Genomic DNA, 23074 nt, shown 5'->3' with positions numbered 1-23074 from the left:
CGTCTCCCTCTCCATCCGGTGTCACAGGGCCAGGCCGACGGCTTGCGAGCCCGTCGTGTCCGGCCCGAACGACAGTTCCCTCGCGTTCCGCTCCCCCATCGCCGCCCGCACCGCGGCGTCCTGTCCTCGGCGGACGGCGACCAGCAGGAAGCCGCCCCCGCCCGCTCCCAGGAGCTTGCCGCCCTCGGCTCCCGCGTCACGGGCCACCTGGTAGAGACTGTCGATTTGGGGGGTGGTGATGCCGGGGCTCATCCGGGCCTTGTGGGTCCAGTGCTCATGGAGGATCGGGCCGACGTCGTCCGGACGCCCATGCCGGACGGCTTCCAGCATGTCCGTGCCGAGAGACCGGATGGCGTCCAGCGACGCGAGGACCCCGCCGTCCCCGCAGGTGGCCCGGTTCGCCTGCTCCTGCAGCACCGTGCCGGCGTCCCGGGTCAGCCCTGTGTAGAACAGCAGCAGCCGCTCACGGAAGAACTCGGCGCATTCCTGGGACAGGGGCAGTTCTTCGGGGTGGACGTTCAGGTCCCGCGTGATGTGCAGGGCACGCAGACCCCCGTAACTGGCCATGTAGTGGTCGTGCTTGCCGACCGGGCGGCCCAGATCCGTCATCTCCACCGCGGCGGCGTCCTCGGCGAGGGCCCTGCGGTCGACGCGGGCCGAGCCGTCCGGGCCCGCGCTCGCATGGCGCAGGGCGTGCAGCAGGGAGACGGTGAAAGCGCCCGATCCACCGAGGCCCGTGCCCGAGGGGGCGTCCGAGAAGGAAGCGACCTGGAGCGGGCCGGTGGCCCCGGCGCGACGGAATACCTCGCGGGCGAAGGGGTTTCGCAGGTGTTCGGCGCCGAGGACCTGTTCGGTGTCCTCCCACGATGCTCGTACGCCTCCGGAGAACTCCCGGGGGAAAACGGAGACTCCGACGTGACGGTCGATGGCCAGGCTGATCACCAGACCTCCGTGGGCGCGGGCGTAGCTCGGCAGGTCGGTGCCGCCGCCGGCCAGCGAGACGCGCAGGGGGGCGCGCGCCATGACCGCCGTGGGTTCAGGCGGGCACGGCGTCGCCCGCCGCGGCCCGGACCGCGTCGGTCGGGGTGTACGGCCGGGTGGCGTGTTGTCGAGTGCCGTGGTCATGGAAAGCTCGCAGTTCCCTTCGGAGGTCTTCCGGCACCGGCCGGGTCGTCAGTACCTGCCACAGGTCGGGCGCCGGGCACGCGGTGGCCGCCCAGCCGAGCAGGGTCGCGCGCTCCTCGGGGCTGGTGACGGCCTGCCGGGCGGCACGTGCCTCCCGCATCAGCGCGCGTGCCCGTACCGTGCTGACGAACCCGCGCCGGACGAGTTCGCCGAACTTCTCCCGGTCCTTCCAGACGGGCCGCCCGGCGCCCGGGAGCAGCTCCATGTCGAGTTCGCGGTCGAGCGTGTCGAATCCCCAGGGGCGACGCCGGAGCGGGTCCTGGAAGTTGACGTACCACTTGACCGGTTCCGTGGACCCCGGGGCCGTGAAGAGCACCAGGCCGTAGCTCCGGCCGGAGTCGATCAGGAAGGTCGCGTCCGTACCGGTCCATTCGACGGGGGCGAGGTGCCACGGCCGCTGCCAGGTGTGCGCGCGGTGCCCGGCGGGCCCGTGGGCGGCGAGCCACTGGGTGCCCGCCGTCAGCCGCAGTCCCACCCGGCGTCCGTCGTCGTGGACGACGGTGACCGGTCGCGCACACCAGGTGGCGCCGTCGATCGTTTCCCTGAGCAGCACGCGCGCGCCGGGCGGCCACCGGCTCGGCCTGGATGTCATGGGCACCCCCGGGCGAGGACCGCGCCGCGGCGCCCGGTGCGTGCCTGCGCATAGCCGTCCAGCGTCGCGTTGACCATCCGTTCCTGGCTGAAACGCTCGGCCACCGTGCGCAGCGCGTTGGCGGTGAGCCGCCGGCCGAGCGCGTCGTCGGACAGCAGCTCGACGATGGCCGCCGCCAGCCGGTCAGGGCTGGACACCGGGACCACCAGGCCGTCGTGCCGGTCGGTGACCACCTCGCGCAGACCGGGCACCCCGGTGGCGACGACAGGGACGGCGGCGGCCATGGCCTCGACGGCCGCGAGCCCGAGCCCCTCCTCCAGGGACGGCTGGACCACCAGATCCGCGGCGTCGAAGACGGCCGGCATGTCCTGGGTGAGCAGGTCGGTCCTCCGGATGACCGGAGCGACGACGTCCAGCTCCCGCGCCAGCTCCCACATCCGCTTCTCATAGCCGGGGTCCGATGTCCGTCCGGCGAGCAGCAGGCGCGCCGAGGGGCAGGCCGCCAGGACCGCGGGCAGGGCGCGGATCAGGTCGTGCTGTGCCTTGCGTTCGTACACCCGGGCGGGGCACACGATGAGGCGTTCCCCCGCACCGACACCCAGTTCGGCGCGGAGCCGTCGGCCCGCCCCGGGCTCCGGCGCCACGACGGGCACGCCGTGGTGGACCAGGCACAGCCGCTCGGCGGGAACGCCGTAGGCCGTGGCCCGCTCGGCGTAGAACTCACTGCCGGCGAAGTACACGTCGACGGGCAACGCCCGGTAGGAGAGCAGACAGCGTCCCTCGCCGAAGGGTTCCAGCTGGGGGTTCTGCTCGTGCAGCGACGCCGCGAGGACGGCGCCCTGCTGAAGCGCGATCATTGCCGCCCAGACGAGGGTCTCGTGGCTGTTGGCGTGGACCACGTCGAACACCGCGTCGTCGGGGTGGTCGAACGCTTCGCTCAGTTCCGCGAGTGCGGCGTACTGCATCTGCCGCCAGGGCAGTTTGCCCGGGACGTCGACCTCGGACGCGAAGCGGCGCAGCCGGATCACGCGCACTCCGTTCTCCACCGACACGACGGCCGTCTCGGGGAGGCGGAAGCCGTCGGTCACCACCGTCACCTCGTGCCCCTGGGTCACCAGCCCCTCCGCCAGCAGCCGTGCGTAGGTCTCCGCTCCCCCGGTGATCGGCGGGAAGCTGGCCGTGAGCAGGAGAACTCTCATGCCGGCGTCACCGCCAGGGCGTCGATGAGCACGGTGCCGGCGGGGATGACGGAGTCACTCAGCACGACCGAGTTCTCCAGCCAGGTCCCCTCGCCGATCCGGGCGCCGGAGCCGATGACCACCGGGCCGCGTAGTACGGCGGTGCCCGCGACATGTGCTCCGGAGCCGATGTGCACTCCCTCGCCGGTGCCGCGGGGCGCCAGCCAGGGGATGCGTCCCGCGGCGGCGTCCAGGTTGGCCTCGCGCAGGGACCGCGGCGTTCCGATGTCCCGCCAGTACCCGTTCAGCCTGGCGGCGACCACCGTGCGTGACTCGGACAGCAGCAGCGGAACGAGGTCCGCCGCGTAGTCGAACACGCTGCCGCGCGGGATGCGGTCGATCGCGGCGGCCGAGAGGCAGTAGATGCCCGCGCTCACCCAGTGCCACTCCTCGTCCGGTACCGGCGGCTTCTCGCGGGCCCCGGTCAGCGCCGAGTCGTCCCCGATGTCGAGCACGCCGAAATGCCGGGCGCCCTGGCGCCGGACAGCCGCGACGGTGAGATCGGCGTCGCTGCGCTGGTGGCGGGCGCGGACCTCGGCGAGATCGTCGCCGGAGAGGACGTCGCCGGAGGTGACCAGGACGGCGTCGTAGGAGCGCAGGCGGTCCGCGAACCGGGTCAACGCACCGGCCGGGCCGGTCAGTTCGGGCTCCACCTCGGTGCGGACGAGCACGGGGCAGTCGTAGTCGTCGAGGACCCGCTGGATCTGTTCCGCGTGGTGGTGGAGGTTGACGAAGATCTCCTGTGCTCCCGCGGCGGCCATCCGGTCGACGAGGTGGAGGAGCAGCGGGCGGTCGAGCACCGGTACGAGGGGCTTGGGCAGGGCGTGGGTCAGAGGTCGCATCCGGCTGCCCGCGCCGGCCGCGAGGATGACGCCCGCTGTCCTCATGCCACCGCTCCGAGGCCGCGTGACCGCGCGTCACGCATCCAGTCGACGACGGTCGCCACTCCCTCGTCCAGGCCGACGCGGGCCCGCCATCCCAGCTCGCGCCCGGCGCGGTCGACGCGCAGCGAGACGTGGCGGACCTCGCCGGTCAGGGCCGGGCCGAACTCCGGCCGGTCGTCGCTGCCGACGGCCAGGGCCACGGCAGCGTGGACGTCGAGCACGGAGGTGGGTGTGCCGGTACCGATGTTGATCAGTCCGTGCCCGGTGCGCAGCGCGGCGGTCACGGCCCGGACCACGTCGTCCACGTGCACGAAGTCACGGGTGGTCAGCCCGTCGCCGTTGACCACGCACGGCAGGCCGCCCAGCATGCGCCCGGCGAAGATGGCGACGACGCCGGCCTCTCCGTACGGGTCCTGCCTCGGTCCGTAGACGTTGCCGAGGGCGAGTGCCGCGTACTCGGTGCCGTACTGCTCGCGGTAGAGCCGCAGATAGTCCACCGACACCGACTTGGTGAGGCCGTAGAAGGACTGCGGGACCCGGGGATCCGTCTCGTCGCGCGGCGCCGCGTCCGGCCCGGGGGCGCCGTAGACCGTGCCTCCGCTGGAGGCGAAGACGACCTTGCGGCAGCCGGAGCGGCGGGCCGCCTCCAGCAGGTTGAGCAGACCCAGCACATTCACCGAGGCGTCGAGTCGGGGATCGCGCATGGACACCTTGACGCTCATCTGCGCGGCGAAGTGGACCAGGACCTCGGGGGCGAACTCCTCGACGACGGCCGCGGCTTCCGGGCTGCGGATGTCCGCCTCGACCACCCGCAGCTCCGGGTGCCCGGCGACGGCCGGTGCGAGGTTCTCCCTCCTTCCGGTGGAGAAGTCGTCGATGACGAGCACGTCGCACCGGGCTCGGCACAGCGCGTCGACGACGTGGGATCCGATGAATCCGGCCCCTCCGGTGACGATGACCTTCACTGGGCTGACACCTCCGAGTCGGTCTCCGGCGACAGCGGCGCGGAGTGCGGGGATGCTGGATGTTCGCCGCCACCGGCGACGAGGTCGACCGCGGCCGCGAGGTCGTCGACGACCCGCACGCCGGTCAGGGCCGCATCGGCCCGGACGGCCGGTTCATGGCGTGCGCCGCGGCCGGTGCGCACGAGCACACCGCCGACCTGTGCCGCGACCGCGGCCCCCATGTCCTCCGCACTGTCACCCACCAGCAGGGCACGGTGCGGTGGCAGCCCGAACCGCCGCAAGGCGGCCAGTGCCAGTCCGGGACGGGGCTTGCGGCAGGCGCAGTCGTCGGTGGGGGCGTGGGGGCACAGATAGCCGGCCGCGACGGGCGCCCCCTCTGCCGCCAGGGCGTCCGTGACGTAGCGGTTGATCCGCAGGCATTCCTCGGGGTCGAGCATGCCTCGCCCCACGGGCGACTGGTTGGAGACGAGCACCACGACCAGCCCCGACTCGTGCGCACGGCGCAGGGCCGAGACGGCGCCCGGCAGGAACTCGACGTCGCCCGTGCTCAGCACATAGGTGTCGCGGTTGCGGATGATCGTGCCGTCCCGGTCGCACAGCAACAGTCCGCGCGCGGGCCACTTCGGGTGGGCGGTCCCGGTCGCGACGAGCGGACCGGGCCCGATCACCGTCCGGCAGGCTGCCGCCCTCATCGGGGCGGCCCGACGACGAGGCGCGACCAGTCCTCGGCGCGGTCGCGGATGTAGTCGATGTCCCTGACGTACAGGGCGAGATGGCCCTCCTCGATGTGCCGCTGGAAAAGCTCGTCGCCCGCCGCCGCCTGCTCTTGGAGGAAGTCGGCGAGTGCCTGCAGCCGGGGCGCCGCGGTGTCCATCACCGTGGCGCGCTCCTCGCGCGTGCAGCCGTAGGCGTCGAGGAAGGCGCGGGCTCGGTGCGCCTGTTGTTCCGTCGTGCCCCAGCCGTCGTGGTTGTCGGGGTGGGCCAGTGGGGCGTAGCGGTAGAGGGCGTAGGCGAGGTCCCAGGCGCGGGGGCCGGGGCGCGCGGCGTCGAAATCGATGATGCCCGTGGCCGTCTCGCCGTCGAAGACGCAGTTGTACGGGGCGAAGTCGCCGTGGCAGATCACCTCGACCGGTTCCACCGGGCCGAACTGCCAGTGGTCACCGGGGTCCTGGGCGAGGTCGACCGTCGCGTCGTGGTAGCGGCGCAGCAGCCGGGCGGAGGTGACGAGCGCCCGCGCGCTGCGCACCTCGTCGGTGAGCGGGTAGTTGCCGACCGCTCCCTCCAGGTACGTCAGGATCACGCGGCCCTGCTCGTCGGTTCCGTGCACGGCCGGCGCGTCCTCGAACCCCTGCTTGCGGACGTGGTCCAGCACCCGGTGCACGGCCGGGCTCCACGGCCTGAGCGGCTTGCGCACGGTCTGGCCGACCCGGAAGACCCGGGCGGTGCCACCGCCGGCCAGTTCCTGCTCCTCCTGCGGCTCGTCGTCATTGCGGCCATCGTGCGATCCATTGACGGCAGTCATCGTGTTCCTTCTGCGTAGTGCTGTTGTGGCGTTGGTGGGCGGACTGATGCCCGCCGGTTCAGGGGAACAAGCATCTCCTCCACCTCGTCGAGCGTTCTGACGTGGGCGTGGTCGCTCGCCGGGCAGCGCCGGTACGGATCGAAGTGCGCCGCCGGGCAGCCCGCGGCGCGTGCGGCACGTACGTCGGACCGGGTGCTGTCGCCGACGTGCAGCATGCGTTCCGGGGGGACGCCGAGGGCAAGCGCCGCCTGGTGGAAGATCTCGGGCTCCGGTTTGGCCGATCCCACCACGCCGGAGTCGACCACGGCCCGCACCCTGGCGCCCCGGCCGTCACCGGTGTGGGCGATACCGTACCGGTGCAGCCGATGTGCCGCCCGGCCGTCGCTGTTGGTGGTGATCACGACCGGTATGCGGGAGGAGAGCCGCGCGAGCGCGGGGACGGTGACATCGGGAGTGCGCGGCAGCCAGTCCTCCTCCAGGACCCGGTAGAGCCCGGCCCGGACGTCCTCGGCCTGCGCCTCGCTCGCTCCGAGGCGCAGCGCCAGCCGGTGGGCGAACGCCTCCACGACCGGCTGCCCCTCGCCGGGGTGGAATCCGGCGTCGTCGTCACCGCTGTGGAAGGCGCGGTCCACCTCGTGGGCTCCGGCCCGGATGCCGAACGGTGCGAGGAGGACGGCGACCTTGTGGTGGTCGGGGGCGAGCAGCACACCTCCGGCGTCCAGGGACAGCCCGGCGACCGGGGGCGCCTGCTCAGCCATGTCCGACCGCCTGCAGCACCGAACCGTCGCCGTGCATCGAGCGGTTCGACATGACGCGCCGGGGCAGGCCGCCGCACAGGGCGCGTACGACCACGTGGTTCACGGCGAGGTGCAGGTCCTCGGCCAGCCCGTAGTCCCCGTCGCCGAGGTCCACTCGGAGGTCGCAGAGGTGACCGAGGACACCGTGCCCCGAGAGCAGTGCGGCCACCGGGACGCCGATGCCGCGGGCTGTTTCCGCGGCCCGAACCAGGTTGGGCGAGTTGCCCCCGACGCTGAGCAGCACCAGTAGGTCGCCGGGGCGGGCAGCCAGTTCGAGCTGACGGGCGAAGACCTCCTGGTACGCGATGTCGTTGGCGAGCGCCGTGAGGGTGGCCGGTCCGTCCGCGAGGTTGACGACACTGGTTCCGGTCAGGCCGGCGCGGGCGCAGGCGGCCTGCCAGTCGCACGCCATGTGCGCGGCTGTACTGGCGCTTCCGCCGTTGCCCGCGAGATGGATCCGGCCGCCGGTCACCAGGGCCTCCATGACGGCGTCGGCGAACGCGGCGATCTTCAGGGGGTCCGCCAGCTCTGCCTGCTCCTTGAGCTCGTTCAGATAGCGCAGGGCGACCTGGGTGGTCGGGGTGGCCGCAGGAGCCTGTGGCAGGTCACTGGCCGTGTTGTGCATGGAGTTCTTCTCCCTCAGCAGATACGTCTGGCTCTGGCCGGTACTTGTCGATGTCACCGATGCGCACGGGCGGTGCCGGTCGTGGCGTGCCGATCAGGTGGGCGTTCGGGCGGCGCTGGTCCTGGCCCGTCATCTGGGGCCGTTCGTGCCACAGATGGACCAGCCGGCCGGGGAGCCGGGTGACCGGGCCGGTCTCCACCAGGCGGCGGTGGAACTCGTTGTCCTCGTCGCCCCACCCCCGGTAGCGCTCGTCGTAGCCGCCGCACGCCAGGAAGCGGGAGCGGCTGACACACAGGCAGAAACCCTTGACCTCCAGGAGGGAGAAGCCACGCAGCTCGCTCCAGTCGAGGCCGCCGGTTTCGGCGCCGGGCATCAGGGTGGCCACCGCGGTGTCCCCGGAGGGCCGGTCGAGGAACACCACCTCCCGGAACGGCAGGAACGCGGAGTCTCCCGTCCGCAGCCTGCTCAGGAACAGCTCCAGGTGGTGGGGTTCGAGCAGGCTGTCCCCGTCGAGGAGACACAGGTAGGGCTGCCCGGGGGTGCGGACCGCTCCTATGTTCAGGGCCCAGCTCTTGTTGAACGGGCCGCGGTTCGGGGCGAACACGTAGTCGTCGGCGAGCGGCCGGAGGAGTTTCGCGCAGCGCGGCTCGGGGCCCTGTTCCACCACGACTATCCGGTAGCGGCCGCGCTCCAGCGTCTGCCGGTGGGCGGCGAGCAGGGCCGCGACGAAGTTCCGCTGGCGGCCCTCGGCGCGCGAGCCGGCGCCGACCGGGACGATCACGGCCAGCTCGGCGTCCGTGCCACCGCCCGGTGCCGGTCCGGCGGGACGCCGGGGCGACAGGTCGGCGGCGGACACCTCCGCAGCCCGGGGTGCGTAGCGCTCCCCCAGCCACATCCGGCCGTGCCCCAGTGCCTCCGCCTGTCGCACCTGGCCGAGCAGACGCGTCGACAGCTCACCGCAGTCCGGCAGCCGCAGGCTCAACCGCTCGGCCGTGGCGCGGAAGGCACCGGCCGAGACCGCCGCACGTCCCAGCAGACTCTCCGCCTCGGGGGTCCCCGACAGCAGTTCCACGACGGTACGGCGCACTTCGGAAGCGACCGGTGCCGCCTTGCGCCAGGAGCTCTCGTTGACCCAGGCGTCCGGGTCGGTGGCGATCACCGACTGGGTGATCGCGCGGTGTGCGAGCGTCCGCGGCCAGCTGCGGCTGCTCCGGCTCTCCATCCCGTTCCTCCCGCCGTGTTCCTCAGGCGCCCGTCCGGCGCGGCCGGAAGGCGATGGCGGCGCGGGGGACGGTGGCGAAGACGGCCCGGACGTCGTCCTCGGTCAGGCCGGCGGCGAGCATGTTGAGCCGCTGGCGGTCGTAGTCGGTGGTGCCGGCGGCGACCACGCCGTCCTTGCGCCGCCACAGACCCACCTCGTCCACGCGCAGGCTCTCGCCCGCCATCGAGCCGACCTCGATGTGGTCGGTGAGCGCGGCGAGCCGGCCGGCACCGACGAGTTCGACGGTGCGTCGGCACACGTCCAGGTCAACGTGCAGACCGTCGAAGTTCAGGCACGGGGTGAGCTTTCCCGCCCGCGTCAGGTCCAGCAGTGCGGCAGGCACCGGGCCGAGCAGTTCGTCCAGGTCGGACGTCTCCCAGTCATGGGCGAGGAAGGGGGTGATTTCCTCGGTGCGACGCGCGCGCTCCTCGGCGGTGCGCCAGCAGTGCGTGAAGTTGCGCGGCATGTCGTTGTAGAGGTGATCGGTCAGGACGAGATACGGCGAGGACTCGTACACCCTGTGCAGATGGGCGACTACGTCCCGGGTGCGCCGGGCGCTGCGCGCGGGGGCGTCGTGGTGGAAGTGCCCGAAAGCGGCGCGGCAGTTGTGGTCGTAGAAGAGCTCCAGCAGTCCGGCGAAGGTGAGGCCGGAGCCGACTCGGTCGTCGAGTTCCATGGCGTCGGGAGCGAGGACCAGGTAGCGAAGTCCGAGGTCACCGAGACCGGCCAGCGTCCGCCACTCCTCCTCGCTGGGCAGCCATTTCCCGGCCTGCGGAACTCCGCCCTCGGGACCGAGCAGCGGCCCTTCGACCGCGAATCCAGCGATGCTCGGCAATTCCCCGGCGTTGTGCAGCACGTCGTAGTGCTTGAGCACGTCGACGAGACCGGAAAGCATTCCACGGCGCAGAAACACCGTGGGCAGAATCTCCTGACCGCGTTCCTCCGCGAGCCGATTGAGCGGAATCAGGTCATCCGGCGTGAGAGAGGAGAAGTCGAACGGCCCCATTCCGTGGACGTGATACAGAAACGGCTTCATTTCATTTCCTTCTGGCAGTCGCTGGAACTGACGGTTTGACGGAGCCGAGGGAGGGCGCAATCAGCCCCAGCCCCAGGTGTCGTCCTCGGACGACATCGAAACGGACCGGTTCGGTGCGCCGACGGAGTGCGTGGCAGCCGCACCGAGCACGACGAGCGAGGCGAGGAGCAGAGCGAAAACGCGCATGACGGATCTCCATTCGTGGTGGATTTGCGGATTGCGGATTGCGGATTGCTGTGCGGCGGATCCGCGCGGGCCGTTTTCCGGTCACACGGAGACAGAGAGCGAAGCGAGCGACCCGATTCTCTCGGGGCCGAATCCCAGAAACGATGATGCCCACCACAGGTACCTCGCGCCACAGTTCTGGCTGGCAACTACGCGCCTGTGTTCCTAGCTGCCAATGATGCGGCGCTGAATGATCTTTCGGCCCTTGACAGCGGGGCGGTGACCGATCATTCTCGGTCCTCGGCCCGCCGCCGCGATCGATCGCGCAGCCGGGTGCCCTCGACGGCCGAATCCCAAGTCCAAGGTCGGAGGGATTCCATGCCATCAAGCATGTCGCCGCCGCTGAAGGCGGCTGCGCACCACACGTCCGCGATCAGACCGGCCCCGCAGTCCTGGATCGGGATGCTGGGCCCCGCGTTCGTCGCGGGCAGCGCGTACGTCGATCCCGGGAACTTCGCCACCAACATGGCGGCGGGCTCCGCATTCGGTTACCAACTCCTGTGGGTCATCGTCCTGTCCAGCGTCTGCGCCATGCTCGTCCAGGCCACGGCCGCCAAGCTCGGGCTCGCCACCGGGCGGGACCTGGCCCGGTTGTGCCGTGACCACCTTCCCCGGCGCCTGAGGCTGGCACTGTGGGTACAGGCTGAGGCCGTCATGATCGCCACCGATCTGGCCGAGGTGGTGGGCGGCGCACTCGCCCTGCAGCTGCTGTTCGGTGTACCGCTGCCGATCGGCGGCGCCATCACCGGGGTGACCGCCTTCGCCGTACTGTCCCTGGAGACCCGGGGCCAGCGCCGGTTCGAAGCGGTGGTCGCCACGATGTTCCTGGTGATCGTGGCCGGCTTCTGTTACGACCTGACGGTCGCCGGAGTCTCCACCGACGGGCTCGCCAGCGGGATCTCCCCGGGGTTCGCGGGGCCGGACAGCCTGCTCCTGGCCACCGGGATCGTCGGGGCCACGGTGATGCCCCACGCCATCTACCTGCATCCGGCACTCATGGCCGGCCGGCGCAGCTCCGGGGCCCTGCCGGCGCGCCGGACCTGGCTGCGGGGGATGCGCACGGATGTCGCGGTGGCCCTCGGCATCGCCGCGACCGTGAACGTCTCGATGCTGGTGATCGCCGCGCAGCTGTTCGCCGGGAAGTCTCTGGACGACCTGACGGCCATCCACGGACTGCTCGATGAGCGCACCGGCTCGGCTACCGCGTGCGCCTTCGCCCTCGCCCTCCTGGCGTCCGGCTTCGCCGCGTCGTCCGTGGGCACCTACGCCGGGCAGGCGGTGATGGCGGGCTTCCTGCGCCGGTCCGTGCCGCTGCTGCTGCGGCGTGCCGTCACCCTCGTGCCCGCCCTCACCCTGCTGGCCGTCGGTGTGCGGCCGACCACCGCGCTGGTGTGGTCACAGGTGGTGCTGTCCTTCGGCGTGCCGTTCGCCCTGGTGCCGTTGGTGTGGTTCACCTCCCGCCGCGACCTGATGGGCGGGTTCGTCAACCGGCGCACCACCACCCTCGCCCTGTCCGTGATCACCGCGCTGATCGTCGCTCTCAACGTCCTTCTGCTCTGGGGAGCCCTGACTTCATGACCCGTTCGCTCGCACCCGACCAGCCCCCGTCCCCGCCCGCGGAGCCGGACGCCGGGCCCCGGTACCGCGATGCCGGTGAACTCGCCGACCACGTCCTCGGCCTGCTGACCCTCGACGAGAAGATCTCCCTGCTGCACAGTGACCAGGCGGCGCTGCCGCGGGTCGGGCTGGCCGCCTTCCACACCGGTGGCGAAGTCCTGCACGGAGTCCGCGTGGAGGTGCCCTGCACCGTCTTCCCGCAGGCCGTGGGGCTGGGCGCGTCCTGGGATCCCGATCTGCTGGAGCGGATCGGCGACGCCATCGGCTCGGAAGTGGACTCCCTGCTCCAACGCGACCGGCACCAGCCCCTCGTCTCGCGCAATGTCTGGTCCCCCGTGGTCAATCTGCTGCGGGACCCGCGCTGGGGGCGCAACGAGGAGGGCTACAGCGAGGATCCCGGGCTCACTTCGTCGCTCGCGGTCGCGTACTGCTCCGGTCTGCGCGGCGCCGGCCCCGGGGAACGACCGGCCCGTTGGCGCATCGTGCCGACGCTGAAGCACTTCGTCGCCTACAACCACGAGACGGACAAGTTCGCCCGCTCCATGGATCTGCGGCCCCGGGTGCTGCACGAGTACGACATGGTGCCCTTCCTGGAACCGGTCAGGGCCGGGGTGGTCGCGGCCGTGATGCCCTCGTACCACCTGCTCAACGGCCGCCCCAACCACCTCAGCGAACATCTGCGGCTGCTGCGCCTGCACGACCCGGACCTGGCAGTGGTCTCCGACGGCTTCGCCCCGTCGGACATCATCGACAAGAGCCACTACTACGAGGACCGGGAGCACGCCTACCCGGCGGCCATGCGGGCCGGGCTGGACAGCTTCACCGACCACTGGGGCGACCCCACCATCACGGTCCGGGCGCTGCGTGACGCCGTCGCCCGGGGACTGCTCACCGAGGCGGAGATCGACGCGGCGGCACGACGGTTGCTGCTGCTGCGGGCGCGGGCCGGCGATCTGGACCCGCACCGGGAACCGGTCCAGGACACCGTCGGCGCACCGGCGCACCGGGCACTGGCCCGCGAGGCCGTGCGCCGCTCGGCGGTGCTGCTGCGCAACGACGGCACGCTGCCGCTGGCCGACGGGCCGGGGCAGAGCGTTGCCGTCATCGGCCCGCTGGCGGACCGCTGCGTGCGGGACTGGTACGGCGGCCCACTGCCCTACCGTGTCACACCCGTCGACGGCATCCGGGCCCGCGCGGGCGGCACGGTCGTGTACGAGTCGGGGCTCGACCGGATCACGCTCCGGCACCGCGGCGACGGCCGCCTCCTGGCGGCGACCGAGGACGGCGGTGTGCGCCTCACAGACGTCACCGGCTCCGACGACACCGTCTTCGAGGTCTTCGACTGGGGCGAGGGCGGGATCTGCCTGCGGTCCGTCGGCAACGGCATGTTCCTGTCCTGGGACCGGGGCGGGGAACTGCCGGGCGGAGGCCGACGGGAGATCCTTCGTTGCGACCGCGAGGAGCCGTTCGGCTGGGAGATCCGGCAGACGTTCCGGCTGGAACGCGCCGAGGCGGACGGACCGTGGGTACTGCGCAATGTGTACTCCGGCCGGTACGCCGCGACCGACGCGACCGGCGGCCTGGATCTGATGGCACCGGACGCCGGTTCGGCGCTCGCGCTGGATGTGGAGGTCCTCTCACTGGGAGCCGAGACGGCTGCCCGGGCGGCCGGGGCAGCCGACCGTGCCGTCGTGCTGGTCGGCACGTATCCGCAGATCAACGGTATGGAGGGGCACGACCGCCAGGACACGGGGCTGCCCAGTGGTCAGTCCGCACTCGCCCGCGCGGTCATCGAGGCCAACCCGCGCACAGCCGTCGTCCTGGTGAGCGGTCATCCCCTCAGCGTCACCGAACTCGCCGAACGGGCACCGGCGTTGATGTGGACCAGTCATGGCGGGCAGGAGTTCGGCAACGGGCTGGCCGACCTGCTGTTCGGCGACCGGGAGCCCACCGGACGGCTGCCGCAGAGCTGGCCGCGGTCGGCCGACGACCTCGGCGACATCCTCGGCTACGACATCATCAAGTCCCGCCTCACCTACCTGTACTCCGACCGGGAGCCCCTGTTCCCCTTCGGGCACGGCCTCGGCTACACCGACTACCGCCTTGGCCCGTCCGTGCTGGACCGGGGCACCGCGGCGCAGGACGAGGTGGTGACCGTCTCGGCGGAGCTGACCAACACCGGGGCGCGGGCCGGGGAGGAGGTGGCCCAGCTCTACGTACGGGCGCTGGACTCGCCGGTGCCCCGTCCGCTGCGCCAACTGCACGGCTTCCGGCGGGTGTCGGTGGCCCCCGGCGCGAGGGAGCGGGTGGAGTTCCGGTTGCCGGTACGGGACCTGGCGTACTGGGACGTGGGCCGCGGCCGGTTCACGGTGGCACCCGGACGGTACGCGCTGACGGTGGCGCGCAGCGCGGCGGCGGCCGGTCCGGGCGCGGTGCTGACGGTCGTCGGGGAACCGCTGCCGCCGCGCGACCTCGGCTCACGGCTGGTGCGGGCCGTCGACTTCGACGACTACCACGCCGTACGGCTGACCGATCAGAGTCCGACGACGGGGGAGGCCGTGACCGCGTCCGGTCCCGGGTCCTGGCTGCTGTTCCGGGATGTGCTGATCGCGCGGGGACACACCGGGATGGTGTTGCGTCTGGGTGGGCCGGTCCTGGACATGGACGCCGTGGACGCCGGCGTCGCACCGTCGGGAGGCGCGGCGCCTCCCGGGCGGCTGGAGATCCGGCTCGGGGATCCGGCGGGCGGCCGGCTCGTCGCCGTCGCCGAGATCCCCGGGGAGGACACGGGCCGCTACAGCTGGCGCACCGTCACCGTGCCGCTGGCACCGGTCGACGGACGGCACGACGTCTACCTCGTGTTCACCGGGGCCGGACGGCTCGCCTCGCTCGGGCTGACCGCGGCGGAGAGCCCGGGGGGACACCGATGACGGTGTCCGCGCGTGACCGCCTCCGCCGGCGGACGGATGTGCTGCGGCCGCTGCCCAGGGTCGGCACCGCCTGTCTGCTGGGGTTGTTGACCGTCCTGTGCGGGCAGGCGCTGCAGCCCGCGGTGCTCTCGTATGCGACCGGCTCGCTCGTCGACGGGGTCGCGGGCGGGGCGCGGGGCGCCTGGCTGCCGTCGCTGCTTCTGCTCGGCGGAAGTCTGGTGACCGCGCAGACCTGTGATCTGCTCGGCAACGTGCTGCGTTCGCTCGCGGCCCGGCGCATCGACGGCAGCCGGCGCGACACGGTCGCGGCACTGGTGCTGGGGGCGCCGGGCATCGCGCCACTGGAGGCGCCGGCCGTGCAGGACGACCTGCTGCTCGCGTCAGCCCGGCAGACGTCCAACTGGACCGAGAGCACTCCCGGTCAGGCGGCCGTGGCGCAGCTGCGGCTGTGCTTCCGGGTCGTGCAGGTCGGCGCCTGCTGCCTGGTGCTCGCGCGCTATTCGTGGTGGCTGGTGCTCGGGCTGGTGGCGAGCGTGCTCGTGGCACGTCATGTGCTCAGCCGGAACACCCTGGCCATCGCCGAGGTGGCGGTCTCCGGTGCCCCGGCCGCCCGCCGGACCAGGTACTGGCAGGACCAGGCGGTGGACCCGGGCGCGGCGAAGGAGACGCGTCTGTTCGGTCTTCAGGGCTGGCTCACCGCGCGGTGGCGCGACAGCTTCCTCGCCTATGTGGAACCGATCTGGCGCCGCGCCGGTGAGCTCGGCCCGCGGCAGTGGACGGCGCTCGCGGTGGTCGGAGTCGCGGCGCTGACCGCGCTGGGGGCGATCGGCTCGGGCGCGATCCGGGGTGAGGTGTCCTCCGGCGGGCTCGGCGCGACGGTCACCGCGGTCATCGCCGTCCTGGGGCTGGCCGCCTCGGACAGCGACACGGTGGCCGCGGCCGGGGGCGTTCCGGGGGCGGCGGCGCTGCACCGGCTGGGTACGCACCTCTCCCCCGATCCGCCGGTGTTCCCGGCGCGGGTGGCGGCAGCACCGGCGCGGACCGGCTCCCGGCCTCCGCTCGTGCGGCTGGAACACGTCGGATTCCGCTACCCGGGCGCGGACCGTGCCGTCCTGGACGGCTGTGACCTGGAGATCCGTCCCGGCGAGGTGCTCGCGCTCGTCGGCCGCAACGGGGCCGGCAAGAGCACCCTCATCAAACTGCTCACCTCCCTCTACCGGCCCGACACCGGCCGGATCACGGCGGACGGCGAGGATCTCACCGCCGTCGGCGCCGACGTGTGGCGGCGTCAGGTGGCCGTCGTCTTCCAGGACTTCGTTCGCTACGGGCTCTCAGTCGAGGACAACGTCGCCCTCGGCGCGCCGCGGCTGCCGATGACCCCGGAGCTGTTCGACGCGACCGCCGCGCGGTCCGGCAGCGAAACGCTGATCCGGGGACTGCCCGACGGCCCGCGCACGGTGCTGTCGCCGTCGTTCGCCGGGGGTGTCGACCTGTCGGGTGGCCAGTGGCAGCACATCGCGCTCACCAGGGCCCTGTACGCGGTCCGGGCCGGGGCCCGTGTCCTGGTCCTGGACGAACCGACCGCCCATCTGGACGTCCGTACCGAACTGGAGGTGTTCCGCAGAGTGGTGCACGGTCTGGAGAACGTGTCCGTCGTGCTCGTCTCGCACCGGATATCGACCGTGCAGCAGGCCGACCGGATCGCCTGTCTGGACGGTGGCCGCATCGCCGAGACCGGTACGCACGAGGAGCTGATGGCCCACGGGGGCGTCTACGCGGAGCTGTTCGCCCGCCAGGTCTCCGACCGCAAGGCCCTGCGGGACGCCACGGCCGGGGAGGTGAAGCCGGTATGAGGGCGGCGCGGTTCGCGCTCTGGCTGACGCTCCTGCGCCGGTGCCGGCAGGTCGCGCCGAGGGCGGCCCTGGCGCTGGCCGGGCTCATCGCCGCGGGCAGCGCGGCGGTGGCGCTGCTCGCCGTCAGCGTTCGCTCCCTGGTCGACAGCGCGGTGCGGAGCGACCAGCCGCAGACGCTGACAGCGGCCGTGGGTGCCACCGTGTGCCTGCTGGTCGTCCACATCGGCTCCGGTACCCGCGAGGCCCTGCGCGGCACCCTGGCCGAGCGGGTCGGCATGGAGATCGACCAGGAGATCATCGCCACCGTTACCGGGCTGCACCGGCTGGAGCACCTGGAGCGGCCCGCCTACCTGGACCGGGTCTCCCTGGTCCTGGGCAGCGGACCGAACCTGGTCGCGGCGGCCTGGGTGCCGCTGGAGTCGGTCGGCAGCGTGATCGGGATCGGCGCGAGTGCCGTACTGCTCACGCAGGTGCACCCGGTGCTGTTGCTCCTGCTGCCGTGTGCCGCGTTTCCGCTGCTGCTGCACCGGCACGCACAGCGCGGCATCCGGGCGGCGTCACTCGCGACCGCCCAGCCCGCCCGCCTCGAGGAGCACCTGTTCTCCTTGCTCACCTCGGCCGCGTCCGCCAAGGAAATCATGGCCACCGGGGCCGGCGGGCGACTGCGGGAACTGAGGGCGGCCGCGTGGCGCGAGGCCACCGACATCCAGCACCGGGCCAGGCTGCGTGGCGCGCTGCTGACGTCGGCGGGCTGGCTGCTGTTCAGCTGTGCCTTCGTGGGCGGCCTCGCCTACGCGTCGTACCTCGCGAGCCGGGGCGAGCGCTCGGCCGGTGACGTGCTGCTCGCCGTGACGCTCGCCTCCCAACTGCGTCGGCAGATCGAGCAGACCGTCAGCAGCGTCGGCAACGCGGTCAGCGGCGCCGAGGCGCTGGATCCGTATCTGTGGCTGCGAGCGCACCGGGAACAGGCCGAAGGTTCGAGGCCGGACGGCGCCGAGCTGCCCGATGCGCTGCGGCACGGGATCACGCTCGACGACGTGGGCTTTCGCTATCCGCAGGCCGACCGGGACGCCGTACGGTCGGTGTCCGCGCGGCTGCCCGCCGGGGCGACCGTCGCCGTCGTGGGCGAGTACGGCTCGGGCAAGACCTCGCTGGTCAAGCTGCTGTGCGGGTTCTACGAGCCGGCCCGGGGCCGGATCACGGTCGACGGGGTGGCACTGCGCGACCTGGATCCGGCCGCCTGGCGCGCACGGGTCAGCGCCGCCTTCCAGGACTTCGGCCGCTATCGCACCACCCTTCGGGAGGCGGTCGGCGTCGGCGATCTGTCACGCGCCGACGACGAGCGAGCGGTGCTGGCCGCCGTGCGTGACGGCGACGCGCAACCCGTGGTGGAGTGGCTGACGGACGGTCTGGACACCCTGCTCGGCAAGGACTTCGGCGGCACCGATCTGTCCGAGGGGCAGTGGCAGCGCGTGGCGCTGGCACGGTCGGCCATGCGTCCGGCACCCCTGCTGCTCGTCCTCGACGAGCCGACCGCGGCCCTGGACGCACCGAGCGAGTACGCGGTGTTCCGGCGGCACCGGAGCATCGCTCGCCGGCTCGCCGCCGAGCACGGGACGATCACGGTGATCGTCTCGCACCGGCTGCCCACGGTGCGCGACGCGGATCTGATCCTCGTCATGGAGGACGGGGCTCTGATCGAGGCCGGAAGCCACGAGCACCTGCTGTCCCTGCGCGGACGCTACGCCGAACTCCTCGCCCTGCACCGGCAGTTGCACCGCCTCTGAGTCCCGGGCGGCTCGGCGCCTCCCCCGTGTCCCCTCTCCCCTCCCGCCCCCTTGTTCCTCTCCTTCTTCCTCTCCTTCTTCCTCTCCTTCTTCCTCTCCTTCTTCCTCTCCTGCTGTCTCTCCTGCTGTCTCCCCCTTTCGTTCTCCCTTCTTCCTAGGAGGCTGTTCATGCCCTACCGCCAGCCGTTGGCCCCGTGGATCACCCATGTCGCCGACCCCGTCGACCTGCCACTGCTCGGCCCCGACGAGTCCGGACCGAGCCGTGTCGTACGGGCCGAGCCCGCAGACCACGACGCCGACGGGATCGTCCTGACCGCCACCACGTCGACCGACGACGAACTGCACATCACGGTGCGGGTCGCCGGAGAGGGTGTGATCCGCGTCCGGCTCGCTCCGGACGCCGGCACCGTGCAGCGGTCAGCGGCCGCGCTCCGGCTGGTCGCGCCAGGCCGTCACTCCGGGGCCCGGACCGAGCTGCGGGACGGCGGCGCGGTCGTGGACGCCGGTTCGGTCCGTGCCGAGATCGACTTCGACCCGTGGCGGATCAGGTTCACCGACGCCGACGGCCGGCTGCTGACCGAGCAGAACGGCCATGAGTCCGACATCAGCTTCAAGCTGCGCGTCCTGCCCTTCGGCCGTTCCCTGGCGGCCGACGGGTCGACGGTGGCGTACCACGAGACCTTCTCGGCCCGGCCCGACGAGCGGTTCGCCGGGTTCGGCGAGAAGTTCACCGTGCTGGAGAAGCGGGGTCAGCGGATCACGAGCTGGAACTACGACGCGTTCAGCTCCGAGTCCGAACGCTCCTACAAGAACGTGCCGTTCTACCAGTCGAGCCGCGGTTACGGTGTTCTCGTCGACAGCGGCGCGGCCACGGAGTTCGACGTCGGTCACTCCACGCACTCCTGCGTTCAGATCACAGTCCCGGACGACCTCCTCGACTACTACGTCATCGCGGGGCCGGCCCCGGCCGAGGTGCTGGACCGCCTCCACCGCCTCACCGGTCGTGCCACGGCGCCGCCCAGGTGGGCGCTGGGGACCTGGATCTCCACCGGATACCTGCGTATCAACCAGGAGGAGACGGTGGCACAGGCGCGGCGGATCCGCGCCCACGGCATCCCCTGCGACGTACTGCACCTGGACGCGTACTGGCAGAAGAGGGGCAACTGGTCGGACCTGTGCTGGGACGAGGAGTGCTTTCCCGACCCCGACGCGATGCTGCGGGAGCTGCGGGCGCTCGGCTTCCGGATCTGTGTGTGGATGAACCCGTACATCAGCGTCAACAGCCCGCTGTTCAAGGAGGGTTCGGAGGCCGGCCACTTCCTCACCCGGGCGGACGGGTCCGTGTACGTGGCCGATGTGTGGCACGGGGCCCGGCCCGAGTGCGGCATCACGGACTTCACGGACCCGGCGGCGAAGGCCTGGTTCCAGGGGCTGCTCAGGCCGCTGCTGGAGCGGGGTGTCAGCGTCTTCAAGACGGACTTCGGGGAGGGCGTCCCGGTCGACGCGGTGGCGGCGAACGGTATGACCGGCACTGATCTGCACAACGTCTACTCGCTGCTGTTCAACGACGCCGTCGCCGATGTCACCGAGGAGGTCGCCGGGCACCGGGTGGTGTGGGCCCGTTCGTCGTTCACGGGCGGGCAGCGGCACTGCGGTCAGTGGGCCGGAGACAACAACGCGACGTTCTCGGGCATGGCGTCCACACTCCGCGGCGGACTGTCCTACGCGTTCACCGGTGTGCCGTTCTGGAGCCATGACGTAGGCGGGTTCACTGGCGTCCCGTCGGGTGAACTGATGGTCCGTTCCGCCCAGTTCGGCGCCCTCTCGCCGCTCATGCGCTTCCACGGCACGAGTTCGCGCTTCCCGTGGGACTTCGAGGAGCCGGTGGACCGGGCGGTCGTGGACGCGGTACGGCTGCGCTACCGGCTGCTCCCCTACCTGTACTCGGCTGCCGTGGAGGCGAGCCTCTCCGGCGTCCCGATCATGCGTCCGCTGGCGCTCGGGACCCCGGAGGAACCCGCCGCCTGGGCGGCCGAGTCGGAGTATCTCCTCGGCCCCGATCTGCTGGTCGCCCCGATGACGAACCCCGAGGGCGAGCGCACGGTCCAGTTGCCTGCGGGTGCCTGGATCGACCACTGGACGGGCGAGGTCCACGAGGGCGGGCGCTCCCTGCGGGTGGTCGCGCCGCTGGAGCGGGTGCCGCTGTTCGTCCGGGCCGGCGCTCTGCTGCCGCAGGCCGACGGCGAGGCCGCGACCAGTGACGAGTTGCCGGACGGCGTCACCATCTCCTGCTGGAGCGACGGCCACGCCGAGGCCGTCGTCCACGACGAGCGGGGCACGAGCCGCATCCGGCTCATCCGGACCGCTACCCGGGCCGACCTCACCGTGGACGGGCCGCTGCGGGTGCGCGGCGTCGTCTTCCCGCAGGTCGCGGGGACCCTGCCGCCCGAGACCGTGACGGTCGCCGGACGGCCCGCCGCCCTGGACGCCGACGGCGTGTGGCGTGCGGACGGCGCGAAGGGGCGGCCGGCGTGATCCATCTGGTCTGTGTCTGCGGGGGCGGCGACGCGGCCCTGCTACCCCACCTGATCGCCCACTACCGCGGCCTCGGCATCGAGTCGTTCCGGCTCATCCGGCACGCCGAGACCACCGCCGACCCGGCGTTCGAACTCCTTGAGCACCACGCGCGCGCATGCGGCGTCGAACTGTTCCACACCCATGTCGGCCCCTGGGACCAGAACCTCAACGAGCGGCTCACCGAGTACGTGATGAGCCTGCGCCCCGACGACTGGTACGTCGTCGTGGACCTGGACGAGTTCCAGGTGTACGACCGGCCGCCTACGGAGCTGGTCGCCCTGTGCGAGCGGGAGGAGTACGAGTACGTCACCGGCTGCTTCCTCGACCGGGTGGCGGCCGACGGCTCCTTTCCGCCGATCGATGACACCCAGCTGTGGGGCCGCTATCCGCTGGCCGGTTCGGTCGGTGCTTCCCTGGCCAAGGCGCTTCCCCTCAAGGTCACGCTGGCCCGGGGCCGCGTCGGCCTGCTCTCCGGCCACCACGGCGCCGCCGACGGGCCGGGGCTGCCCGTGCACCGGGGCTTCGCCCAGGTGCACCACTTCAAGTGGACGGAATCCGTGGTGGAGCGGATGCGCCGCCGCGTGGAGCGCTTCTCCACCGGCTCCTGGAAGGTGTTCCATCCCGCGGTCATCAAGGAGGCCCGGGCCGTCCTTGGGCACATCGAGGCGAACGACGGCCGCATCGACGTGAGGGACGAGCGGCTCCGGCTGCGCCCCTGCGGCAGTTCCTACGACGACCATCCCCTTTGGAAGGAGCTGGCCGATGAGGCCCACGGCTGGTCCTGGACCCTCACCTACTGAGACCGCAGCGCCCCCGGCCGGCGCGGTCAGCGTGCTGGATCTGTCGGGGCGAGACCTGAGCGAAGTCCCGGCGTCCGTGCGCGGCCGCACCTCGCTGCGCTGGCTGGACCTCAGCGGGAACCGACTGTCCGAACTGCCGCCCTGGCTGGGGGAACTCACCTCGCTGCAGCGGCTCGACCTGGACGACAACCGGTTCACCCGGCTCCCCGAGGAGATCGGCCGGCTGCGGGACCTGCGCCATCTCGGGCTGAGGGACAACGGTCTCGACGCGTTGCCGTCGGGACTCGGCCGGGCGGCGGGGCTGCTCCGCCTCGACCTGGCGGGCAATCGGTTCACCCAAGTGCCGGACTTCTGCGCGCGGCTCGGACAGCTGCGGCAGCTGACTCTGGCGCGCAACGCGCTGACCCGGCTGCCCGAGTGGCTGGCGGAACTCGGCGGCCTGCGGATCCTGGACCTCCAGGGCAACGGCATCACCCGGCTGCCCTCGGCATGCGAACCGCCCGCCGGTCTGCATGTGCTGGGCCTCGGCGGCAACGGGCTGGCCGAGGTGCCCGACTGGCTGGGCGACGCGAGCCGGCTCGGCGTGCTGGACCTCAGCGGCAACCAGGTGCAACGGCTGCCGTCCGCCCTGTCCCGGCTGTCCTTGCTGCGCCGGCTGGACCTGTCGGACAACCGGCTGCCGCAACTGCCGGCCTGGTTGGGCCGGTTGACCGAGCTGACCTGCCTGGATGTCAGCGGCAACGAACTGACCACACTCCCGGCCGAGTTGGCGGACCTGCGGAAGCTGACCCGGCTCAGCGCGGACCGCAACCAGCTGTCGGCCCTGCCCAACCGACTGGGCCGGCTCACCGCCCTGACCTGGCTGAGCCTGACGGACAACCCCCTGCCCGGCCCGCCCGCCTGGGCGGCCGGCCTGCCGCAGCTGCGCTGGGGGGAGTTCCGCCGGCCGCACTGGACACCAGTCCTGGCCTGACGCCGCCGCCGGGGCACGGGACAGCTCCCGCACCGGACCATCCCGTGCCCCCGCGAGCCGGCACGGGCCTGACCAGCCGTGAGCCCGCCGGGGACGACCGGGGGCCCGCGAGGCGAGGGCCCTCAGTCCGTCGTACGACGGCGTGCCTGGCTCCGCCGTCCAGACGACTCCCGGCCACCGCCGCTCCCCCGCTTCCTCCGCCACCGC

20 protein-coding genes are annotated in these 23074 nt (G+C 72.1%); 7 read left to right on the top strand and 13 right to left on the bottom strand.

Going from position 1 to position 23074, the window contains the following annotated elements; genetic code table 11:
- Positions 1 to 21 precede the first annotated feature (21 nt).
- The 12 genes from ACFYMM_RS18015 to ACFYMM_RS17960 are packed head-to-tail and all read right to left on the bottom strand — an operon-like array spanning position 22 to position 10291.
- The gene (locus tag ACFYMM_RS18015; RefSeq protein WP_388387465.1) at positions 22 to 1023 is read right to left on the bottom strand and encodes a hypothetical protein; all 1002 of its coding nucleotides are present in this window, start codon (positions 1021 to 1023) and stop codon (positions 22 to 24) included.
- A 13-nt stretch (positions 1024 to 1036) separates the two neighbouring features.
- Positions 1037 to 1777: a hypothetical protein gene (locus ACFYMM_RS18010; protein WP_388387463.1), complete on the bottom strand. Its 741-nt coding sequence runs from the start codon at positions 1775 to 1777 to the stop codon at positions 1037 to 1039.
- Positions 1774 to 2976, bottom strand: a complete 1203-nt coding sequence (locus ACFYMM_RS18005) for a glycosyltransferase family 4 protein (protein ID WP_388387461.1) — start codon at positions 2974 to 2976, stop codon at positions 1774 to 1776. Before ACFYMM_RS18005 ends, ACFYMM_RS18010 begins: the two co-directional genes overlap by 4 nt.
- The gene (locus ACFYMM_RS18000) at positions 2973 to 3902 is read right to left on the bottom strand and encodes a sugar phosphate nucleotidyltransferase (RefSeq protein WP_388387459.1); all 930 of its coding nucleotides are present in this window, start codon (positions 3900 to 3902) and stop codon (positions 2973 to 2975) included. The genes ACFYMM_RS18005 and ACFYMM_RS18000 overlap by 4 nt, the downstream gene beginning before the upstream one ends.
- The gene (locus ACFYMM_RS17995; RefSeq protein WP_388387457.1) at positions 3899 to 4864 is read right to left on the bottom strand and encodes an NAD-dependent epimerase/dehydratase family protein; all 966 of its coding nucleotides are present in this window, start codon (positions 4862 to 4864) and stop codon (positions 3899 to 3901) included. Before ACFYMM_RS17995 ends, ACFYMM_RS18000 begins: the two co-directional genes overlap by 4 nt.
- Complete coding sequence (locus ACFYMM_RS17990; protein WP_388387455.1) at positions 4861 to 5532, bottom strand: D-glycero-alpha-D-manno-heptose-1,7-bisphosphate 7-phosphatase; 672 nt, start codon at positions 5530 to 5532, stop codon at positions 4861 to 4863. The genes ACFYMM_RS17995 and ACFYMM_RS17990 overlap by 4 nt, the downstream gene beginning before the upstream one ends.
- 20 nt (positions 5533 to 5552) lie before the next feature.
- Positions 5553 to 6386 (bottom strand): phosphotransferase enzyme family protein, encoded by an 834-nt coding sequence (locus tag ACFYMM_RS17985; protein WP_388387453.1) that lies wholly within the window; start codon positions 6384 to 6386, stop codon positions 5553 to 5555.
- On the bottom strand, positions 6383 to 7144 hold the full coding sequence (locus ACFYMM_RS17980; protein ID WP_388387451.1) for an HAD family hydrolase: 762 nt from the start codon (positions 7142 to 7144) through the stop codon (positions 6383 to 6385). The genes ACFYMM_RS17985 and ACFYMM_RS17980 overlap by 4 nt, the downstream gene beginning before the upstream one ends.
- Complete coding sequence (locus ACFYMM_RS17975; protein WP_388387449.1) at positions 7137 to 7808, bottom strand: SIS domain-containing protein; 672 nt, start codon at positions 7806 to 7808, stop codon at positions 7137 to 7139. The genes ACFYMM_RS17980 and ACFYMM_RS17975 overlap by 8 nt, the downstream gene beginning before the upstream one ends.
- Positions 7789 to 9030 (bottom strand): galactosyltransferase-related protein, encoded by a 1242-nt coding sequence (locus tag ACFYMM_RS17970; RefSeq protein ID WP_388387447.1) that lies wholly within the window; start codon positions 9028 to 9030, stop codon positions 7789 to 7791. The genes ACFYMM_RS17975 and ACFYMM_RS17970 overlap by 20 nt, the downstream gene beginning before the upstream one ends.
- A gap of 22 nt (positions 9031 to 9052) precedes the next feature.
- Positions 9053 to 10105, bottom strand: coding sequence for a hypothetical protein (locus ACFYMM_RS17965; protein WP_388387445.1), 1053 nt, complete (start codon positions 10103 to 10105; stop codon positions 9053 to 9055).
- A gap of 60 nt (positions 10106 to 10165) precedes the next feature.
- Entirely contained in the window at positions 10166 to 10291 is a 126-nt protein-coding gene (locus ACFYMM_RS17960) for a hypothetical protein (protein WP_388387443.1), read from the bottom strand.
- Between the two features lie 357 nt (positions 10292 to 10648).
- On the opposite strand from ACFYMM_RS17960, the gene ACFYMM_RS17955 reads away from it, so the two are divergent.
- Genes ACFYMM_RS17955 through ACFYMM_RS17940 form a run of 4 tightly spaced genes read left to right on the top strand, consistent with a single transcriptional unit; the run spans position 10649 to position 18517 of the window.
- On the top strand, positions 10649 to 11908 hold the full coding sequence (locus ACFYMM_RS17955) for an Nramp family divalent metal transporter (RefSeq protein WP_388387441.1): 1260 nt from the start codon (positions 10649 to 10651) through the stop codon (positions 11906 to 11908).
- Entirely contained in the window at positions 11905 to 14877 is a 2973-nt protein-coding gene (locus ACFYMM_RS17950; RefSeq protein WP_388387440.1) for a glycoside hydrolase family 3 C-terminal domain-containing protein, read from the top strand. The genes ACFYMM_RS17955 and ACFYMM_RS17950 overlap by 4 nt, the downstream gene beginning before the upstream one ends.
- Positions 14874 to 16730, top strand: coding sequence for an ABC transporter ATP-binding protein (locus ACFYMM_RS17945; protein WP_388387438.1), 1857 nt, complete (start codon positions 14874 to 14876; stop codon positions 16728 to 16730). The genes ACFYMM_RS17950 and ACFYMM_RS17945 overlap by 4 nt, the downstream gene beginning before the upstream one ends.
- The gene (locus tag ACFYMM_RS17940) at positions 16727 to 18517 is read left to right on the top strand and encodes an ABC transporter ATP-binding protein (protein WP_388387436.1); all 1791 of its coding nucleotides are present in this window, start codon (positions 16727 to 16729) and stop codon (positions 18515 to 18517) included. The genes ACFYMM_RS17945 and ACFYMM_RS17940 overlap by 4 nt, the downstream gene beginning before the upstream one ends.
- Here the strand turns inward: ACFYMM_RS17940 and ACFYMM_RS17935 are convergent.
- Positions 18472 to 18687 (bottom strand): hypothetical protein, encoded by a 216-nt coding sequence (locus ACFYMM_RS17935; RefSeq protein WP_388387434.1) that lies wholly within the window; start codon positions 18685 to 18687, stop codon positions 18472 to 18474. The two genes, ACFYMM_RS17940 and ACFYMM_RS17935, sit on opposite strands and share 46 nt — an antisense overlap.
- On the opposite strand from ACFYMM_RS17935, the gene ACFYMM_RS17930 reads away from it, so the two are divergent.
- From ACFYMM_RS17930 to ACFYMM_RS17920, 3 genes are read left to right on the top strand one after another with little or no spacing between them, the layout of a single operon-like run.
- On the top strand, positions 18686 to 21052 hold the full coding sequence (locus tag ACFYMM_RS17930) for a TIM-barrel domain-containing protein (RefSeq protein WP_388387432.1): 2367 nt from the start codon (positions 18686 to 18688) through the stop codon (positions 21050 to 21052). The genes ACFYMM_RS17935 and ACFYMM_RS17930 overlap by 2 nt on opposite strands.
- Positions 21049 to 21894 (top strand): glycosyltransferase family 2 protein, encoded by an 846-nt coding sequence (locus tag ACFYMM_RS17925; RefSeq protein WP_388387430.1) that lies wholly within the window; start codon positions 21049 to 21051, stop codon positions 21892 to 21894. The genes ACFYMM_RS17930 and ACFYMM_RS17925 overlap by 4 nt, the downstream gene beginning before the upstream one ends.
- Positions 21857 to 22867, top strand: coding sequence for a leucine-rich repeat domain-containing protein (locus ACFYMM_RS17920; protein WP_388387428.1), 1011 nt, complete (start codon positions 21857 to 21859; stop codon positions 22865 to 22867). Before ACFYMM_RS17925 ends, ACFYMM_RS17920 begins: the two co-directional genes overlap by 38 nt.
- Positions 22868 to 23074: the final 207 nt, after the last annotated feature.

Origin of the sequence: Streptomyces sp. NPDC006739 (genome assembly GCF_042869815.1) — a bacterium.
Taxonomy (GTDB): domain Bacteria; phylum Actinomycetota; class Actinomycetes; order Streptomycetales; family Streptomycetaceae; genus Streptomyces.
This window is presented reverse-complemented; position numbering and strand designations above follow the sequence as displayed.

Bases quoted from the DNA above. Each gene is read 5' to 3' on its own strand.
- ACFYMM_RS17935 (WP_388387434.1), bottom strand. From the start codon at position 18,687: ATGAACAGCCTCCTAGGAAGAAGGGAGAACGAAAGGGGGAGACAGCAG.
- ACFYMM_RS18000 (WP_388387459.1), bottom strand. From the start codon at position 3,902: ATGAGGACAGCGGGCGTCATCCTCGCGGCCGGCGCGGGCAGCCGGATG.
- ACFYMM_RS17960 (WP_388387443.1), bottom strand. From the start codon at position 10,291: ATGCGCGTTTTCGCTCTGCTCCTCGCCTCGCTCGTCGTGCTCGGTGCG.
- ACFYMM_RS17930 (WP_388387432.1), top strand. From the start codon at position 18,686: ATGCCCTACCGCCAGCCGTTGGCCCCGTGGATCACCCATGTCGCCGAC.
- ACFYMM_RS18005 (WP_388387461.1), bottom strand. From the start codon at position 2,976: ATGAGAGTTCTCCTGCTCACGGCCAGCTTCCCGCCGATCACCGGGGGA.
- ACFYMM_RS18010 (WP_388387463.1), bottom strand. From the start codon at position 1,777: ATGACATCCAGGCCGAGCCGGTGGCCGCCCGGCGCGCGCGTGCTGCTC.
- ACFYMM_RS17970 (WP_388387447.1), bottom strand. From the start codon at position 9,030: ATGGAGAGCCGGAGCAGCCGCAGCTGGCCGCGGACGCTCGCACACCGC.
- ACFYMM_RS17975 (WP_388387449.1), bottom strand. From the start codon at position 7,808: ATGCACAACACGGCCAGTGACCTGCCACAGGCTCCTGCGGCCACCCCG.
- ACFYMM_RS17945 (WP_388387438.1), top strand. From the start codon at position 14,874: ATGACGGTGTCCGCGCGTGACCGCCTCCGCCGGCGGACGGATGTGCTG.
- ACFYMM_RS17940 (WP_388387436.1), top strand. From the start codon at position 16,727: ATGAGGGCGGCGCGGTTCGCGCTCTGGCTGACGCTCCTGCGCCGGTGC.
- ACFYMM_RS17965 (WP_388387445.1), bottom strand. From the start codon at position 10,105: ATGAAGCCGTTTCTGTATCACGTCCACGGAATGGGGCCGTTCGACTTC.
- ACFYMM_RS17955 (WP_388387441.1), top strand. From the start codon at position 10,649: ATGCCATCAAGCATGTCGCCGCCGCTGAAGGCGGCTGCGCACCACACG.
- ACFYMM_RS17920 (WP_388387428.1), top strand. From the start codon at position 21,857: ATGAGGCCCACGGCTGGTCCTGGACCCTCACCTACTGAGACCGCAGCG.
- ACFYMM_RS17985 (WP_388387453.1), bottom strand. From the start codon at position 6,386: ATGACTGCCGTCAATGGATCGCACGATGGCCGCAATGACGACGAGCCG.
- ACFYMM_RS17950 (WP_388387440.1), top strand. From the start codon at position 11,905: ATGACCCGTTCGCTCGCACCCGACCAGCCCCCGTCCCCGCCCGCGGAG.
- ACFYMM_RS17980 (WP_388387451.1), bottom strand. From the start codon at position 7,144: ATGGCTGAGCAGGCGCCCCCGGTCGCCGGGCTGTCCCTGGACGCCGGA.
- ACFYMM_RS18015 (WP_388387465.1), bottom strand. From the start codon at position 1,023: ATGGCGCGCGCCCCCCTGCGCGTCTCGCTGGCCGGCGGCGGCACCGAC.